9 protein-coding genes are annotated in these 18,323 nt (G+C 61.0%); 8 read left to right on the forward strand and 1 reads right to left on the reverse strand.

The window, feature by feature from the left end; all coding sequences use genetic code 11:
• Window positions 1-60 precede the first annotated feature (60 nt).
• From serS to frr, 3 genes are read left to right on the forward strand one after another with little or no spacing between them, the layout of a single operon-like run.
• The gene (gene serS / locus CLV84_RS01945; protein ID WP_104418051.1) at window positions 61-1,344 is read left to right on the forward strand and encodes a serine--tRNA ligase; all 1,284 of its coding nucleotides are present in this window, start codon (window positions 61-63) and stop codon (window positions 1,342-1,344) included.
• A gap of 13 nt (window positions 1,345-1,357) precedes the next feature.
• Window positions 1,358-2,059 carry a zinc metallopeptidase gene (locus CLV84_RS01950; protein WP_104418052.1) on the forward strand — a complete coding sequence of 234 codons (702 nt, stop codon included), beginning with the start codon at window positions 1,358-1,360 and terminating at the stop codon, window positions 2,057-2,059.
• A 40-nt stretch (window positions 2,060-2,099) separates the two neighbouring features.
• Complete coding sequence (gene frr, locus CLV84_RS01955; protein ID WP_104418053.1) at window positions 2,100-2,663, forward strand: ribosome recycling factor; 564 nt, start codon at window positions 2,100-2,102, stop codon at window positions 2,661-2,663.
• 548 nt (window positions 2,664-3,211) lie between these two features.
• Here the strand turns inward: frr and CLV84_RS01960 are convergent.
• Complete coding sequence (locus tag CLV84_RS01960; RefSeq protein WP_170067527.1) at window positions 3,212-5,323, reverse strand: ComEC/Rec2 family competence protein; 2,112 nt, start codon at window positions 5,321-5,323, stop codon at window positions 3,212-3,214.
• A 43-nt stretch (window positions 5,324-5,366) separates the two neighbouring features.
• On the opposite strand from CLV84_RS01960, the gene CLV84_RS01965 reads away from it, so the two are divergent.
• The 5 genes from CLV84_RS01965 (at window position 5,367) to CLV84_RS01985 (ending at window position 18,323) form a co-directional block, all read left to right on the forward strand.
• Window positions 5,367-6,710, forward strand: coding sequence for a TolC family protein (locus CLV84_RS01965; RefSeq protein ID WP_170067528.1), 1,344 nt, complete (start codon window positions 5,367-5,369; stop codon window positions 6,708-6,710).
• Window positions 6,711-6,953: 243 nt separating this feature from the next.
• On the forward strand, window positions 6,954-7,547 hold the full coding sequence (gene ruvA / locus CLV84_RS01970; protein ID WP_104418056.1) for a Holliday junction branch migration protein RuvA: 594 nt from the start codon (window positions 6,954-6,956) through the stop codon (window positions 7,545-7,547).
• A gap of 95 nt (window positions 7,548-7,642) precedes the next feature.
• Window positions 7,643-15,031 (forward strand): T9SS outer membrane translocon Sov/SprA, encoded by a 7,389-nt coding sequence (gene sov / locus CLV84_RS01975; RefSeq protein ID WP_104418057.1) that lies wholly within the window; start codon window positions 7,643-7,645, stop codon window positions 15,029-15,031.
• A 75-nt stretch (window positions 15,032-15,106) separates the two neighbouring features.
• A complete protein-coding gene (locus CLV84_RS01980) occupies window positions 15,107-16,207 on the forward strand; it encodes a ferredoxin--NADP reductase (protein ID WP_104418058.1) in 1,101 nt (366 codons plus the stop codon).
• A gap of 139 nt (window positions 16,208-16,346) precedes the next feature.
• The gene (locus CLV84_RS01985; RefSeq protein WP_104418059.1) at window positions 16,347-18,323 is read left to right on the forward strand and encodes an OmpA family protein; all 1,977 of its coding nucleotides are present in this window, start codon (window positions 16,347-16,349) and stop codon (window positions 18,321-18,323) included.

The raw sequence follows: 18,323 nt of genomic DNA on the forward strand, positions 1-18,323 counted from the left end.
TTCCGTTTTCCCCCGCAAGCCGAAGGAAGGGCTAACTTTGCGACTCGAAAATTATCCTGGATGCTATTGGTAAATACCCTGCGCGAGGAACGGGAACGCGTACTCACCGGACTAAAGAAGCGGAAGCTGGACGCCGCGGCCGAGATCGAGCGGATCGTCAGGTTGGACGATCGTCGCAAAGAGCTGCAATCCCGCAACGACGAGCTCCTCGCCGAGCGCAATCAACTGTCAAAGGAGATCGGCGACCTCTTTAAGAGCGGCAAGAAGGACGAGGCGACTGCGAAGCGGGAACGCGTCAATGCGATCAAGCAGGATGTAAGCGGCCTGGAAGAGGAGATGGACACCGTGGTCCGGGAGCTGGAGGAAGCCCTGCTGCAACTGCCCAACGTTCCCCACGAAAAGGTGCGGGCCGGCAGCAGCGCCGAAGACAACGAGGTGTACCGACCCTATGAAGGCACCCTGCCGAAAGTTGGGAGCGACGCCAAGCCCCACTGGGAGCTGGCGGAGACCTACGGCATTTTCGACCTCGAACTCGGCGTCCGGACCACCGGGAGCGGATTTCCGGTATTCACCGGCCAGGGAGCCCGCCTCCAGCGCGCTTTGGTGAACCTCTTCCTCGACCGCAATACCGCCGCCGGCTACACCGAATACGCCCCGCCGCTGCTGGTTAACGAAGACACCGCCCGGGCCACCGGTCAGCTCCCCGATAAAGAAGGGCAGATGTACCACGTACAGACCGACGACCTCTACCTCATCCCCACCGCCGAGGTACCGCTGACTAACCTGTACCGTGGTGAGTTGCTGGAGGCGGACAGCCTGCCCATCCGGCTGACCGGCTACACCCCCTGCTTCCGGCGGGAGGCCGGTAGTTACGGTGCCCACGTTCGGGGCCTGAACCGCGTCCACCAGTTCGATAAAGTGGAAATCGTGCAACTGGCCAAGCCGACGGAGAGCTACGCGAAGCTGGAGGAAATGGTGGATCACGTCGCGGGCTTACTCGACGAACTGGGGCTGCCCTACCGCATCCTGCGGCTCTGCGGGGGCGATATGGGCTTCACTTCGGCTATGACCTACGACTTCGAAGTATGGAGCGCGGCCCAGGAGCGGTGGCTGGAAGTGAGTTCCGTATCTAATTTCGAGACCTACCAGAGTAACCGGCTGAAGCTCCGCTACCGGACGGAAAGGGGCACCGAGCTGGTGCACACCCTGAATGGCAGCGCCCTGGCCCTGCCGCGGATTATCGCCGCCCTGCTGGAGAACAACCAAAGCCCCGAAGGGATTCTATTACCCGAAGTGCTACACGGCTACGTAGGTATGCAGCGCCTGCAACCGGTAGTAGCGTAAATTACTGTACGGCATGTTTACCGGTGGATACGGCGTTTACCTGATTATTACCCTCCTTTTTGCCGGAATCGGCGCCCTGGTGAGTAACCGGCTGAAGAGCAAGTTCAAGCACTACAGCGAGGTGCCGATGACCAATCGGCTTAGCGGGGCGGAAGTGGCCGAGAAGATGTTGGCCTTTCATCACATCCGGGACGTGCGCATCGTGGCCGGCGAGGGGATGCTGACCGACCACTACAACCCTACGAATAAGACGATCAGCCTCAGCCCCGAAGTATTCCAGGGCCGCAGCGTAGCGGCCGCCGCGGTAGCCAGCCACGAGTGCGGCCACGCGGTGCAACACGCCAAAGGGTATGCCTGGTTGCAGTTTCGCAGCAAAATGGTGCCGGTGGTGCAGGTGGCTTCCCGTTTTCAAAGCATTTTACTGATGCTGGCGGTGGCCGGGATCGCCGGTGGCTTCGGCAACACCATCCTACTGATCACGATCGGCGTGTTCGGGGTGACGACCCTCTTCAGTCTGATGACGCTGCCCGTGGAGTTCGACGCCAGCCGCCGGGCGCTGAACTGGCTGGAAGAAAGCGGTACGGCCACCGGACAGCTACACGAAGGCGCGAAAGACGCCCTCTGGTGGGCAGCGATGACCTACGTGGTTGCCGCCCTTTCGGCCCTCGCCATTCTCTTCTGGTTAATCCTCCGGTATATGGGCCGTCGGGACTAACCTTCGTTGTTGACTACATTTACAAAAAACGATTACCATCATGGAAGACCTATTAAGCGACCAACTCGAAGAATCCAAGATGCTGATGGAGGAATCCGTCGAGCACCTGGAGCGCGAACTCGTCAAAGTCCGTACCGGCAAGGCCAGTCCGGCCATGCTCAACGGAATTATGGTTTCCTACTACGGTGTACCTACCCCCCTCAACCAAACGGCTAACGTCAGTACCGCCGACTCACGCACCATCACGGTGCAGCCCTTCGACAAGTCGAACCTGCAGTCGATCGAAAAGGCCATCTTCGAAGCCAACCTGGGCATTACGCCCCAGAACGACGGCGACCTCATCCGCCTCAACATCCCGCCCCTCACCGAGGAGCGCCGCCGCCAACTCGCCAAAGTGGTGAAGTCGGAAGGAGAGGAAGCCAAGATCTCCATCCGCAACGCCCGCCGCGACGCCATGGAGCAAATCAAGAAGGAAGTCAAAAACGGCTACCCCGAAGACGCCGGTAAGCGCAAGGAAGAAGAAGTTCAGCAATGGACGGATACGTACTCCAAGCGAGTAGAATCCATCGTTGAGAACAAGGAGAAAGAAGTCATGACCATTTAATAGGGGGCTGCCCACGGGTCGGTAAGTATCAGTGGTCTGCCGAACGCAACGCAGTGGAGTTCGTCCGCCCACGGGTCGATTAGAGAATTTCTTTATCCGAATGAGTTACAGGCATACCCCTGGGCAGACGAGCTAGCGCTCGGCGGACCAGCGGGCCTCACCAGTGGTCTGCCGAACGCAGCGCAGTTCGTCCGCCCACGGGTCGATTAGAGAATTTCTTTATCCGAATGAGTTACAGGCATACCCCTGGGCAGACGAGCTAGCGCTCGGCGTACCAGCGGCCTCACCAGTGGTCTGCCGAACGCAACGCAGTGGAGTTCGTCCGCCCACGGGTCGACTAGCAACAGTGGTCTGCCGAACGCAACGCAGTGGAGTTCGTCCGCCCACGGGTCGACTAGCGAGTTTCTTTATCCGAATGAGTTACAGGCACACCCCTGGGCAGACGAGCTAGCGCTCGGCGGACCAGCGGCCAGCACTAGTGGTCTGCCGAACGCAGCGCAGCGAAGTTCGTCCGCCCACGGGTCGAGCTTAAACAGCATAGCGCCAAATCATTCTATATCGGTCACCTCATACCGATAAGCCCCATCCTCCGCCGTGATGTGGACCCGGGGGAAGGCCACCCGCCAATCATCGGTGAGGTAGGGCGGGTTACTACCGTCTACTACAATGGGCCGGTTGGCCAGGGAAGGGGGAACGTCGTCCGGACGAAATCCCCCGCGAACCAAAACCAGATCCGGAGCGGGCAACGATGCTAACGCTTCGGGGTACGAAAGATCACCGTCGAGCACCAGCACCCGCCGGTCGAGTAAGCGAAGCAAGGGGTAGGCGACCGCCACCGGGGCCAGGGAAGTATCCCGGTCGAACCGAAGCGGCCCCCCCAAATCGGTAGCCACCACTTTGCGGGAGGGTTCGATCTGGTAATCGGCCAGGCGAGCCGGCACGGAATCACCTACCGCCGCCGCGGCGTGACCGTCGTAAACGTCGATAAGGGTCAGTCGCGGAAGATGGTAGACGGTGAAGAAACCCGGTCGGGGAGTAAGTGCCGGACTAAGCATCCAGTAACTTGCCAGCAGCCCCGTCACGCCCATGGCCAGCCAGCGCGCCCGGTGGCTCGGTCGGTAAGCGAGGTACGCCAGGACCGCGATGAGCGCCAGCAGGCCGATGGCGGAGACCACCCCGAAGGAAGTCAGCTGAAGCGTGGCCCCGGGCAACTCGCTGCAGTACCGAATGAAGGTGTTCTGAACTTCCACAACCCCGTTGAGCAGGGTCCCGGTAGGGGTAAGCCATTGATGCGGTAGCCCGATCAAGGCGAGCACACCGTGGAATAGCCCCATGGTCAGCACGAGGTACGCAAACACGATCACCAGGGTCCCGCTCAGCAGGAAGTACACCGGAAATTGCCCGAAATAGTAGAGGGTGAAGGGTAGGGTACCGAGTTGGGCGGCGGTGGAAACGCTCACCGCATCCCAGGCCAGGTGCAGCTTTCCGGGCAGCCGTACCAGCCGTTGGAGCCGCCGGGCGAAGAGGGCGATGCCGGCCACCGCGGCGAACGACAACTGGAAACCGACCTGGAACAGTTGTTTCGGCTCGATCGCCAGCATCAACAGGGCGGATATGGCCAGTAAGTTGAAGATGCTGTTCCGCCGATTGACCGATTTGCCGGTCAATACCACGGAGACCATCAGCGCCGCCCGCTGCACGGAGGGGCTCAGGCCGGTGATCAGCGCGAAATACCAGACGACCCCGATCGTGACCGCGCTGCGCACCAGGAACCAGAACGGTCGGGGCGGCAGCAGCCAGCCCAGCAGCTGCATAACGATGAGGGCCAGGATACCGACGTGTAAGCCGGAGACGGCCAGCACGTGGATGGCACCGGTATCGGCGTAGGCGGAACGCACCTCGCTGCCCAGCAGGTCCCGCTTGCCCATAATAAGGGCCGCGGCCACCGCGAGGTTGTCATCCTCCAAAAAGGGCGTGAGGCTGGCGAACCAGGCAGCGCGCGACCGATCGCCGATCTGCCGTAGGGACCAGCCCGGGGGAGCGGGGACCAATTGCCATTCCTCCGCGTCGGCGTAGGTACGGTGGTAGACCGACTGTCCGGCCAGGTAAGCGGCGTAGTCGAACACGCCGGGATTGAGGGGCGGCGGTACGCGGGTGGGTTCGGCTGACAGTAACAAGCGGTCGCCCACGCGGAGGTCCTCGCCCCCCTCCAGATAAGCCAACAGCAGGCCCGTTGCGGGGAAGACGGCACGGTCGTCGATTAGCCTTTCCACGCTGAGCGTCACCGCCGTACGGGATCCGGCTTGGCGGACCGCATCCGCGGTGCCATACGTCAGCGTCCCTTCCTGCTGTCGGTGCCCGAAGTGACTGGCATCGTTCAGCGGATGACGTTCGCCGGCGTACCACCCACCGAAGCTCAGTACGGCCAGGAGCAGGGAGACCGAAGCGGCGGAAGCGTAAAAAGGGTGGGGCGCCGGGCGCAGGTGCAGGGCCAATACGGGGAGACAGAGGACCAGGGTAGCCACCAAAAAGGTCGTCCCGTAGCCATAATCCAAATAAGCGGATAGGGCGATACCCGCTCCGAAGGCCGCGACGGGCAACAGCAGCGGCGCGGCCGACCAGGGGATGGCCTTACGGGTATGCGGGCGTAACGAGCTCACCGAAGGAAAGATAGTACTTTTGCGCACCAACCATCACCCCGGTATGTACCAGAACCTTTTACTCTTCGGGATTTTGTGGAGCTCCTGCGCCGCGGCGCAAACGACCCTTACCCTAAGCGAGGCCATTCAGCGGGGATTGGAGAACAACTACCAGATCCGCATCGCGGCCAACGAACTGGAGGTTGCCCAGAACAACAACGACTACGCGCTGACGCAAAAGTACCCAACCATAACCGTCGGCATAAGCCCGGGCGTCAACTACCGCGATCAGGTCAACCCGGCCAGCGTGGTGGTGCAGAGTCAGACTACGAACTATAACGTAGGGCCGGTGGTCGCCCTCGATTGGTTGCTCTTTAACGGGGGCCAGGTGGAGATCAATAAGCAGCGGCTGGAAACGCTTGCCGACCTGAGCGCCGGCCAGCTGCAGCTACAGGTGGAAAATACTGTCCAAGACATCATCAATGCCTACTACAACGCGGTGGTACAGCGCGAACAGATCGAGGTACGGCAACGGGTACTTGCCCTGAGCCGCGACCGGATCCAGTACCAGGAAGTGCGCCGGGAATACGGGCAGGGGGGGACCTTCGAGGAATTACAGGCCCGGGATGCCTACCTGACCGATAGCAGCGCCCTCGTGGTGCAGCGGGTCAACTACCGTAATGCCGTCCGTGACCTGCTGCAGGTGATGGGCAGCGAAGACCTCACCCAGGACGTAGACCTGCAGGACGAATTGACGTACAATCCCACCGACTACGACGCCGCCGTGCTCGAAAACCGGCTACTGACAACGAACCGCACCCTCCAGAATTTGCTGGTCAACCGGGATCTGGCCGCCCTCCAGACCCGGCTCATCGAGACTGAGCTCCGGCCGCAAGTCGGTATCTCCGCTTCCACCAGCTACGACATAGGCGTAGCCATCGGAACACAAACCTTAGAATTTGGCGACGACCAGCCCGGGCGGGAACAGGAAATACGCGGTTATGCCAACCGAGCGCTAGTAGGAAACATCGGTATCACCGCCAGCTATCTTTTGTTTGACGGCAGAAACCGGCGGGTCCGCGCGCAGTCTAGCCAACTCCAGGAGATCACCGCCCAGCTGGACTACCAGGCCGCCCGCCAGCAATTACGGGCCGCCCTGCTCAATACCCTGACGCTCTACGAAAGCCAGGCTCAGGTCATCGACATCACCCAGGACCTGATCGCCAACGCCGAACGCAACCTGGAGATCGCCGAGGAGCGCTTCCGGGGCGGCACCATCAACAGCTTCGACTACCGCCAGGTGCAGGTGGCTTACCTCAACGCCGAGTTTCAACTCCTCAATGCCCTGCTGGACCTGAAGAATACGGAGACGGAACTGCTGCGGGTTACGGGGCAGATCATCCGTTAGTCGTCGGCTTCGCCGACTGGGTAGTCGGTAGTACGGTAGTGGCCCGCTTTGCTGTGTCACGGACTTTGTCTGCAGGGTAGTACGGTAGTCGTCGGCGATTTACGACCTTTGCGCGCCCGGCTACCGTACTACCGCCTACCAGCGACCGAAGGGAGCGGACTACCTGACTAACCGCGACCGCAGGGAGCTACTACCGTACTACACAGCAAGCGAAGCTTGCGACTACCAACTACCGCACTAAAGATGATCGCATACGTAAAAGGCACCCTGGCCCATAAAAACCCCTCCTTCGTGATTGTGGAGGCCGGCGGGATTGGCTATCACATCAACGTCAGCCTCTATACCTATACCAAGATTGAGGGCGCGGAGCAGGTGACGCTGCTGACGCACTTCCACGTGAAGGAGGATCAGCAGACGCTATTCGGCTTTTACGAGGAGCAGGAACGGAACCTGTTCCGGCTGCTGATTTCGGTGAACGGCGTGGGGCCGGCGACGGCGCTGGTGGTGCTTTCCACGATGAACCCCGAGGAGCTGCGGGCGGCCGTGATCGGGGAAGACGTGGGGACGATCCGCCGGGTAAAGGGGATCGGGCCGAAGACGGCGCAGCGGATCATTTTGGACCTGAAAGACAAAATGGTCAAGGAAAGTGGCGAATCGCCGACAATGCTTTCCCCCCAAAGCAATACGCTCCGGACCGAGGCGTTATCAGCCCTGGTTAACCTGGGCTTCGCCCGGCCTTCGGTTCAGCGGGCGCTGAACCGGGTGCTGGCGGCTCACCCCCAAACGGCAACGCCGGAAGATCTGATCAAGCGTTCCCTACGCGAACTTTCTTCCTGATGCAAGCCGATTTTATTCCCGTAACTACCAGCGGGACAACGCTTTAGCTCGCCCATTCTCACTACGTATCGGGGCTTAGGAAGGATTTGCATCGTATGAACAAGATAGTACTATCACTCTGTGTCGCCCTGGTTTCGCTGAGCTTTACCTATGTCCCGTTCAGAACGCCGACGGATGCCATACTAAGCGGTGCCCCCCCGAATTTTAACATTTCACCGGCGATCGATACCCTTCCGCCGATCCGGGACCGGCAGCGGGATTTCATTACCGACCCGAACGAAAACATTATCGACCTGAAGGATCCCGCGGCGGTGGAGAAAACCGTGGAGTACGATCCGGCCACGGGACGGTACATCGTTCGCGAGCGGATCGGCGAGATCGATTTCCGCCCGCCCACCTACCTCACCTTCGACGAATACTTTGAATACCGGCAGCGGGAAGACCAGCGCCGGTACTTCAACAACCTGGCCGGCGTGGGCAACCCCGACGAATCCGTCAGCATCGGCGACCCGCTGGCCGACATCGAGATCGACCCCGACCTGATCAATAACCTCTTCGGGGGAATGGAGATCAGCATTCAGCCCCAGGGTAGCGTGGACCTGAGCTTCGGCCTAAACTACCAGTACCAGGAGAACCCCTTCATCGTCGAGCGCTTCCGCCGGAATACCATTTTCGACTTCGACATGGATATCCAGATGAACGTGACGGGGCAGATCGGGGACAAGCTCAAGCTCAACACCAACTACAATACCGGTGCCAACTTCAACTTCGACAACCAGATCAAGCTGGACTACAACAGCGAGGCCTTCGGGGAAGACGACATTATCCGCAACATCGAGGCCGGCGACGTAAGCCTGCCGCTGCGGGGAACGCTGATCGAGGGCGCGCAGTCGCTGTTCGGGCTCAAAACGGAACTGCAGTTCGGTCACCTGCGCCTGACGGCCATTGCCAGTCAGCAACGGTCGCAGCGGGAAAACTTAACCATCCAGGGGGGAAGCCAACTGGCGACATTCGAAGTGTACGCCGACGAATACGACGAGAACCGCCACTTCTTCCTTAGCCACTACAACCGGGAGGTGTACGAACACGCCCTGGAGGACCTGCCGCAAATCAATACCCTCTTCCACCTCGAAAACATCGAGGTCTGGATTACCAACGACCGGAACGAGGTGCTGGACGTCCGCGATATCGTCGCCTTCGCCGACCTCGCCGAGCCGACGCGGCTCACGAACCCCGATGCCGTGGAGCGCTTTCCCACCCCCCGTTACCAAGAGATCTGCGACGGACTGCCCCTCCCGGAAAACGGGGCCAACGACCTCTATTCCCGACTGGTTTCCCAGGAGCAAACCTTGCGAGATATCGACCGTACGGTTTCCGTACTCCAGTCGGCCCAGTTCGGATTGGAACAGATCCGCGATTTCGAGAAGGTATCGGCCCGGAAGCTGAGTCCCCGCGAATACACCGTACATCCGGAGCTCGGTTTCATCTCCCTCAACATTAACGTCCAGCCCGACCAGGTCGTGGCCGTGTCTTACCGCTACAAGTACAATGGGAACATCTTCAAGGTCGGCGAACTCTCGGTCAACACCGACAATACTAGCTCGGACACCAGCAACTACTCCAACCAGGTACTGATCACCAAGCTGCTTAAATCCTCCACCCAGCGGGTGAGCGAGCCGGCCTGGGACCTGATGATGAAGAACGTCTACTCCCTCGGCGCCTACCAGGTGAACCAGGAGGATTTTCAACTGGATATTCAGTACGAGAACCCCGGCCAGGGCTTTCAGCGCTTCCTTCCCGTAGACGTCGATCTGCCCGGTGGCACCTTTAACCCGATTCCCGGCGTACCCCTGATCCGTGCCCTGAACCTCGACCGCCTCAATACCCAGGGCGATCCCCAGCCCGACGGCATCTTTGACTTCGTGCCCGGCATCACCATTAACCCGGCAACCGGCAGGGTGTACTTCCCGGTACTTGAGCCCTTCGGCAGCGATTTGGGAGACCGGCTACCCGACGACGTCGAAAACCGTTTCGTTTACCAGCAACTCTACGATTCCACCCTATTCCAGGCGCGGGAATTTCCGGAAAAAAACCGTTTTGCGATCCGAGGCTCGTATAAATCCTCCGTCCAGTCGGAAATCAGCCTGGGTGCTTTCAATATTCCCCCCGGCTCGGTACGGGTCACCGCCGGCGGTGCCTTGCTGATCGAGGGCCGCGACTACACCGTCGATTACAGCACCGGGCGGGTGCGCATTCTCAACGACGCCATCCTGAGTTCGGGCGTACCGATCAACGTCAGCTTCGAGGACAATACCATCTTCAGCCTTCAGACCAAGACGATGCTCGGACTCCGGGCCGACTACGAGGTAAACGACAACCTGGCCGTGGGGGCTACCTTCCTACAGCTTTTCGAACGGCCCTTCACCCAGAAGGTCAATATCGGTGAGGACCCGATCAACAACCGCATCTACGGCTTCGACGCCACCTTTAACCGCCCTTCCGGCTGGTTGACGCGTACGCTGGACCAACTGCCGTTCTTCAGCACCAAGGCCCCCTCGAACGTAAGCCTGACGGCGGAAACGGCCATCCTCGACCCGGGGCACAGCAAGGCCATCAACCTGAGCCGAAACGAGCGGGGCGGCATCGTTTACCTGGACGACTTCGAAGGAACGGCCTCTCCGATCGATCTCATGACGCCGGCTCAGAAGTGGTACCTCGCCTCGGTGCCGCAGAACGACGCCCAGAATAATAACCCGCTCTTTCCCGAGGCCGATCAGTTCGGCCTGGTGACCGGCGCTAACCGGGCGGGGCTCAACTGGTACCGGATCGATCAAAGCGCCCGCGACGGAGCGGCGGAAAACAACGTGTACACCAGTATCGTGCCCCAACAGGAAGTTTTTCCCTTCTTCGACGCGGGGAGCGGCCGCAACGGCCTCTTCCAGTTTTTTACCTTCGATCTCTCCTTCAACCCCATCGCCCGGGGACCTTACAACTTCGATACCCCTTCCGGGTACCCGGGGCTGACGGCGGGGGCGTACGGCGATGCCAGCGATCCCTACGATCCGGTGAAACTGCTGGATCCGGCCTCCCGCTGGGGGGGCATCATGCGGGAGATGACGACCACGGACTTCCAGTCTTCCAACATTGAATTCGTCGAGTTCTGGATGCTGTCGCCCTTCCTCGATCCGGAAAACGCCCGCCAGGCCGCGCCGGATGCCGACCGCAAAACCGGAACGCTCTACCTTAACCTGGGCAACGTCAGTGAAGACATCCTGCGGGACAGCCGCAAGTTTTTTGAAAACGGCCTGCCCACTTCGCTGAACCCCCAGCGCCCGGTGGACGAAACCGTCTGGGGACGCGTCCCCGTCGCCCAGCAAATTACCCAAGGCTTCGATAACGAGCCGGCGAGCCGCCGCGCCCAGGACGTGGGGCTGGACGGACTCGACGATACCGGCGAACTGGAGCAGTTCGCGGATTACTTCAGCGCCTTCCAGGGAGCACCCGCCGTCGTTCGCGAACGCCTTGCCGAAGACGTCAGCAACGACAACTTCTACTACTTCAATAACGGGGAGCGCTATCCGGACGGCGTGGGCCTGCTCACCCGCTACAAAAGCTGGAACAATACCCAGGGCAACTCGGCTGCCAACGATGACGTAGACAACGATCTGCGCCAGTCGGCCACCAACCTGCCCGACGACGAGGATTTGAATCAGGATAACACCCTGAACGAATCGGAAAGCTACTTCCAGTACGAGATCCCCTTCGTTCAGTCTCCCGTCAATCCCCGGGAACTGGACGTCGACGCCACCCCCTTCGTCACCGACCGCATCGAGGCCGGTAACGGCCGGATCTGGTACCGCTTCCGGGTTCCGCTGAACACCGACCAAAAGACCGCCGTAGGCGGTATCCAGGATTTCCGGTCTATTCGGTTCATGCGGATGTTCATGCGCGGTTTCGAGGCACCCACCGTACTGCGCTTCGCGGAGTTCGAGCTGGTCCGCAACAGCTGGCGGCGGTATAACCGGCCGTTCGAAACGGGGCCGATCATTGGCGGGGAAGACAACACCGAGTTCTTCATCGACGCCGTCAACATCGAGGAAAACAGTCGGCGCAACCCCTTTAACTACGTGCTTCCCAACGGCATCCGCCGGGAGCAGAGCCTCGGCCTCGTTACCACGCTGCAGAACGAGCAATCGCTAGCCCTTAAGGTGGAGAATCTGCAGCCCAGCGATAGCCGCGCCGTATTCAAGTATACCGAAACCGACCTGCGCCTCTACGAGGAGCTGAAGATGTTCGTTCACGCCGAGGCTACCGGTGAGAGCCGCCTCGACCCGCCGCGCGACGGGCAACTCCGGCTTTTCCTGCGGATGGGGTCCGACTTCGAGCAGAATTACTACGAATACGAAGTCCCCCTCGCGCTCTCGGATACCGTGGGGCTTCCCAACGTGAATACGAACCGGACGGCCTACGCCGACTCCGTCTGGCTGGCGCAAAACGACGTGCGCCTACCCCTCGAACTGCTTACCCAGCTCAAGCTCGAACGGAACAACAGTTCCGTACCGATTGACGCTACCTACGAGCAATCCTTTTCTCCCGCGGAAGGCATCAATCACACCATTCGCATCAGGGGAAACCCCAATCTCGGTTTCGTCAAGGTTTTCATGATCGGTGTCCGCAACGAGGAGGATCTCGATAATGACGGCGTCAGCGCGGAGATATGGGTCAACGAATTACGCCTGGAGGGACTCGACGAACGAGGTGGGGTAGCCGCGATCGCCCGGGCCGACGTACAACTCGCCGACCTGGGTAACCTGACCGCCGCCGTGAATTACAGCAGTGTCGGGTTTGGTGGCCTGGACAATAGCCTCGTCGACCGCAACCGCTTCAGTACCGCCGGCTTTGACCTGGCCACGACCCTCAGCTTCGACCGCTTCCTGCCCACCCGGTGGGGCGTTCGGCTACCGGTCTACCTACAGCATAGCCGCCAGGTGAGCACGCCGGAGTACGATCCCTACGATTACGACATCAAGCTGGCCGATAAACTCGATGCCGCCGAATCGCCCGTCGCCCGCGACAGCATCCGGGAACAGGCCCAGGAGATCGATAAGATCACGGCGATCAACCTCAATAACATCGGTATCGCCCCCCTTGCCCGTGACGGCAATCCGAGTCCGCTCGATCCGGGGAATATCTCCGTCAGCTACGGCTTTACGAAGAGCGAGCACAGCGATCCTTATATCCTCAACGAAACGACCAAGGATCACACCGCCGCCGTCGATTACACCTACAGCCGCGGCCAGGGAGGCATCCTGGAGCCCTTCAAGGGGATTCAGAGTAAATACCTGCGGCTGCTGAGCGAGTTCAACCTCAATCCGCTTCCGAACTCCATCAGCATCACCAACGTGCTGAATCGGCGCTTCTCGACCACGAGCTACCGCTTCGCCGGGGTTGACGAACAGTTTAATACGTTCTTCAATAAGCGTTTTACCTGGAATCGCAACTACAACGTACAGTGGAACCTGACCCGCAGCCTCCGCCTCGGCTTCAACGCTACGATGAATACGACCATCGACGAGATAGACGAGAACGAAGTGCTCGGACTCACCCCCGAGGAACGCGATCGGCTCCGGTGGCAGGAAATCTGGGATAACCTGCAGGAAGGCGGTCGCCCCAAAGCTTATACCCACACCATCAACGCCAGCTACCAGCTGCCGCTGCGGTACCTGCCTTTCCTCGACTTCCTCGATATCCGCACGCAGTACCTCGGCAATTATTCCTGGGCCGCGGCACCCCTACAGCTTCAGGAGAAAGGGCTGGGTAACCTGATCCAGAACAGCCAGCAACGACAGGTAACGGCCGACCTCAACTTCGAACGCTTCTACGACCAGATCCCCTTCCTGCGGGGCATCAACCAGGCCAACCGCCGCCGGCCAACGCGTAGCCCCGGCCGCGCCGGCGATCAGGAGGCAAGCAGCGAAGCCGGTGGGTTGACCAAAGCCCTCGTCCGGCCCCTGCTGGCGCTCCGCCGCGCCCGCTTCAACTACAGCGAAGACTTCACGACCATCATCCCCGGCTTCCTCCCCGAACCGCGCTTTTTCGGGCTGAACGACGGATTCACCAGTCCGGGTTGGGGCTTCGTGGCGGGGATACAGCCGACCATCCGAACCCTGGACGAGAGTGCCTACCGCACCGAGGCGGATTACCTCTACGACCTGGCCGAAGACGGCTACATCAGCAATAACCCCATGCTGAGCCAGGACGTGATCCAGAACTACACCAAGCAGTGGGAGGGCAACGCCGTGATCGAGCCCTTCACCGACTTCCGCCTCGAGGTGACCATGGACCGCAGCTTCTCGGAAAATTATACCGAGACGTTCAAAGTCCTGGACAAGGGACCCAACGAGCCCTTCCAACACGTGGTGCCGGTGCGCGACGGATCCCTAACCTTCAGCAACGGGGGCGCGCTGAGCCTCTTCAACCAGGATACGCTGAACCTGGATAACCTCTTCTCCACCTTCCGCGATAACCGGCTGGTCATCAGCCAGCGGCGGGGGGGCAGCCGGCCCCACCAGGATCCGGATCTCGCGGAGCGGGGCTACCGCTTCGGCTACGGCCCCAACCAGCAGGAAGTACTCATCCCGGCCTTCCTCGCGGCCTACCGCGGCGAGGATCCGAATACCGTCAGCCTCGATCCCTTCGACCTGCAGGGAGCCCCCAACTGGCGGCTCACCTGGAACGGCCTAAGCCGGATTGGCACCCTGGAGCGCATCTTCCGGCGGGTCAATATCAGCCATGGCTTCCAGTCTACCTTCACGATCTCGAGCTACGGTACGAGTCTGGACTACCTCGATGCCCTCGAAGAACAGGTCAACCCCGTCGCCGAAGGCTACGATACCATCAGCCTGAACTTCTTCCCCCGCATCGAAATTCCGAACATCTCCGAAGCGAAGTCCTTCGCGCCGCTGCTCAGCATCGACGCCGAACTGGTCAACGGCCTCTCCGTCAACTTCGCCTACACGAGCACGGAAACGCGCAGCATCAACATCGTCAGTAAGCTGCTCAGCGAAAGCGTGGGTAAGCAAGTGATCGGCGGTTTTGGTATCGTACTCTCCGACGTCCAGATCGGCTTCTTACAGGGCCGCAACCGGGGCCGCGGCGAGGATGCCCCCCAGGCTACCGGCGGCTTGCTGAACCGCGGAGGTAGCCGTTCCGGGGGCCGCCTCAACGTCAGTGACCTCGACATCCAGTTCAATTTCAGCTTGCGGGACGAAAAAACCTACGCCCGGCGGCTCGAATTACCCACCCGGGAACCCGTCGAAGGGGCCCGCATATTTACCCTCGCACCCTCGGTGGAGTACCAGTTGAACCAGCGGATGAGCCTGCGCACCTTCTTCGATTACCGCAAAACCGTCCCCTTCAATTCCCTGGGTTTCCCCCAGACAACGGCCAGCGGGGGCATAGTTGTGCGCTTTCAATTGAACTAGATAGGCCGTTCGGGAGTACCCTAATACGGAAGTTCCGATGTTTGCGGGCCTTCCCCACTACCTGATAGCCGATTTATGAGTCAACCCCAATTTTACCCCCTGCGCGTGAGCCGGTTGGAGCCGGAAACCGATCAGGCGGTCAGTATATACTTTACCGTACCCGAAGCCGACCAGACCGCCTTCCACTACCGCGCCGGCCAGTACCTTACGCTACGCTTTACCATTGACGGCAAGGAAGAACGCCGTGCCTATAGCATGTGCTCCGCCCCCCACGAAGACGAACTCGCCGTAACGGTCAAGCGCGTCGAGGGGGGAAAGGTCAGCAATTACGTGGCGGAGAAAATCAAGGTCGGGGATACGGTTGAGGTAATGCCGCCGATGGGCCGTTTCCTGGCCGACACCGATCCCGCGCTCCGTCGCAAATACTACCTTTTCGGAGCCGGCAGCGGTATCACCCCGCTGATGTCCATCCTGCGGTCCGTGCTCGAAACCGAGCCGAAGTCGGAAGTCATTCTTCTCTACGGAAACCGTGACGAGGACAACATCATATTCAAGGAGCAACTCGATGCCCTGGAGCGCCGGTACTCCGGCCAGCTCACCGTGGAGCATACGCTGTCGCGACCGAAGCGCTACGCCAGTAAGGGACTGAAGGGCCTCTTCAAGCGCAGTTCCACCCGTTGGGAAGGTGCCACGGGCCGCATCGACCGGAAGGCCCTCGTCGACTTCCTGAGCCGCTACCCCGCCGGCGGACCGGAATGCCGCTACTACGTCTGTGGCCCGGGAGAGATGATCGATAACGTCGAGGCCGCCCTGCTCGGTCACGGTGTCGACGATAAGCTGATCCACGTCGAACGCTTCGCTTCCGCCTCCGATACCAAAAAGAACGCCGGCGACAGCCTAGGGGGAACGGTCAACGTCAAGCTGAATAAGGAAGACATCGAGGTCAAACTCAAGCCCGGACAGACCATCCTGGACGCCCTGCTCGAACAGGGGCACACCCCACCGTACAGCTGCCTGGCCGGCGCCTGCTCTACCTGCATGGCGCGGGTAGAAAAAGGCGGCGTCAAAATGGACGTTTGCTACGCCCTCGACGATGCTGAGGTGGAGGAGGGCTACGTGCTCACCTGCCAGGCCCATCCCATTACTCCCGAGGTACACATCGACTACAACGTTTAGGGCGCCGGAGCGCGGGTGCGAAGCAATAGCCCCGACAATGCCGGCCGATCCAGGAATTTTACCGGGCAACTGGTAACCATCCATGTCCGAACGTCATTAAAGGAGGCGAGCATGTATTTTGGCATTCTCCCGATCGGTTATGGCTGACTACCTGAAATTTTGCCTCGCCCTGGCCGGGCTCCTCTGCGGGTATCTTCCCCTGGCGGCGCAGACTTCCCTCGGCCCCAACGGGGTCCGGGAGCGTGACCCGGTGCTTACCGCCGCCGGGGACGTCCTCTACTTCACCCGCCCCGACTACACCTGGAACCAGGGCGCGGACGATCTGCCCGATGTCTGGATCCGCCACCGCGACCGCAACGGTCGCTGGCAGCGGGCGATCAACCCCGGCTCCCCGATCAATTCCTTCGGACCCGACCGCCCGCTGGGTGTAAGCGTGGAAGGCGACCGGTTGGCGGTCTACCGCGGTGGCGGGACGCCATCGATCGACCTGCTCGAACGGAGTGGCCGTAACTGGGCGGTGACCGATACGTGGTCGCTGCCGCCCGAAGCCCGCGATCCGGATAACCTCACGTTCAATGTCAACAGCCTGACCCTGGTCTATGGTGCACCCCGTGCGGGCGGCTCCCGTGACCTCTACGTCCGGTACGCGGAGACCGACGGCAACTGGTCTCCCGCCTGGCCCCTGGCGGCGCTGAACAGTGACCAGGACGAAGGCAACCCCCGCTTCGCCGCCGACGGGCGAACCCTGCTCTTCCGGCGGTCCGGACGTTGGTTTCGGCAGGCGGACCGGCAATTGCCCGCCGAAGCAATAGCGGTGGCCTCCCAATTCATGCAGGTGGCCGCCGCGCCGACGGTGGTGGTCGGCATGACCGACGAAGTGGGAAAGGATGAGCGTATCGAGGCTATACCGAAGTCGGATTCGGAGCTGGTACCCCCCGCGGCGCTCCACGCCGCCAGCCTGGGCGTGCCCCCCGGCCCCGGGGAATTGACCGCCACCGTTCCGTTGAACAATGGTGTCCGGCTGCGCGTCTATCCGGATCGCCTGGGACGGTACGCGATACTTCTTCGGGAAGGGGAAATCGACTTTCCCGATAGCGCGGTCCCCCCGATCGAAGCGCTTCGCCCCCCGGGTAGTTTAGCCAACATCGGTCCGGTATCCACCCCGAACCGGCAAGCTTACCTACGGGAGCAGCTCGAAGCGAGACAAGAAGAACTGGACCGACTCGATGCGCTGCGGCGGGAGCTCGCCTTCACCCGGACCCCGGCCGAAGTAGCGGAGTTCCGACCGAACGATCCGGGAGGTACGGATACCCTGCCTCCGGAACTTCGTCCGGCCGACACCGACTCTACCCGTGCCAAGTATGCTCAGGCGCTGTCCGAACTGGAGCGGATGAAGGAAGAATTCCGGCAGCAGCAGCGGTCCAGGGCGCGGGAACGCGATGCGGCGGAGGCCGTGTACTTTACTGCCGGGGGCGGTGAGCTGGCATCGCCGGATTTATCTCCCGGCCCGGTAGATACGGCCGGATTGCGTACCAGCATTCGTCGGGGATTGTATACGCCGCAGTTGGAACCGCTGACCGGATACCGGGGATGGGAAAACGAGCTTCGCAACGATCGCTCGAATGCCGGGCAAGTCGGGCGGGACGAGATCGCTCGGCTGGATGCGGAATACGCCCGGCAGATGGAAGCGATCCGCGTGCTGCGCAGTCAATTACGGGTGGAAACTAGGCGGCAATCGGATACGTTGGCGGACCGTAGCCTGGCCAGCCATCAATTCACCCATCGGGCGGTGGCTCCGGTGGGAAGCTCCTTGTCGATGGCTACCAGGCTATCCGTCACTTTCGTGCCGAACACGGCCTACCTCGATTCCGGGGGCTACACCGGTATCGATCGGTTAGCGGAGCATATCCGCAACGCCCGATCGACGGTGGAAATCCGGGTGCACACGGCTGCGGCGCTCGATGGCCTGGCTGCCCAACGGTTGAGTGAGGAACGTGCCGCCACCATCGCCCAGCGGCTGGGTGAACTGGGGGTGCCTTCCGTTTACTTTCGGGTCATCGGCTACGGCAACAACCAGCCGGAAGGGGGGGAGCGCGTGGAAGCGATCGTACCCTAA

Origin of the sequence: Neolewinella xylanilytica (assembly GCF_002934605.1) — a bacterium.
In the GTDB taxonomy this organism is placed as follows: Bacteria; Bacteroidota; Bacteroidia; order Chitinophagales; family Saprospiraceae; genus Neolewinella; species Neolewinella xylanilytica.

What these genes read in the sequence shown, in the direction of transcription:
- serS (WP_104418051.1), top strand. Translation starts at nt 61, where the DNA reads ATGCTATTGGTAAATACCCTGCGCGAGGAACGGGAACGCGTACTCACC.
- CLV84_RS01950 (WP_104418052.1), top strand. Translation starts at nt 1,358, where the DNA reads ATGTTTACCGGTGGATACGGCGTTTACCTGATTATTACCCTCCTTTTT.
- frr (WP_104418053.1), top strand. Translation starts at nt 2,100, where the DNA reads ATGGAAGACCTATTAAGCGACCAACTCGAAGAATCCAAGATGCTGATG.
- CLV84_RS01965 (WP_170067528.1), top strand. Translation starts at nt 5,367, where the DNA reads ATGTACCAGAACCTTTTACTCTTCGGGATTTTGTGGAGCTCCTGCGCC.
- ruvA (WP_104418056.1), top strand. Translation starts at nt 6,954, where the DNA reads ATGATCGCATACGTAAAAGGCACCCTGGCCCATAAAAACCCCTCCTTC.
- sov (WP_104418057.1), top strand. Translation starts at nt 7,643, where the DNA reads ATGAACAAGATAGTACTATCACTCTGTGTCGCCCTGGTTTCGCTGAGC.
- CLV84_RS01980 (WP_104418058.1), top strand. Translation starts at nt 15,107, where the DNA reads ATGAGTCAACCCCAATTTTACCCCCTGCGCGTGAGCCGGTTGGAGCCG.
- CLV84_RS01985 (WP_104418059.1), top strand. Translation starts at nt 16,347, where the DNA reads ATGGCTGACTACCTGAAATTTTGCCTCGCCCTGGCCGGGCTCCTCTGC.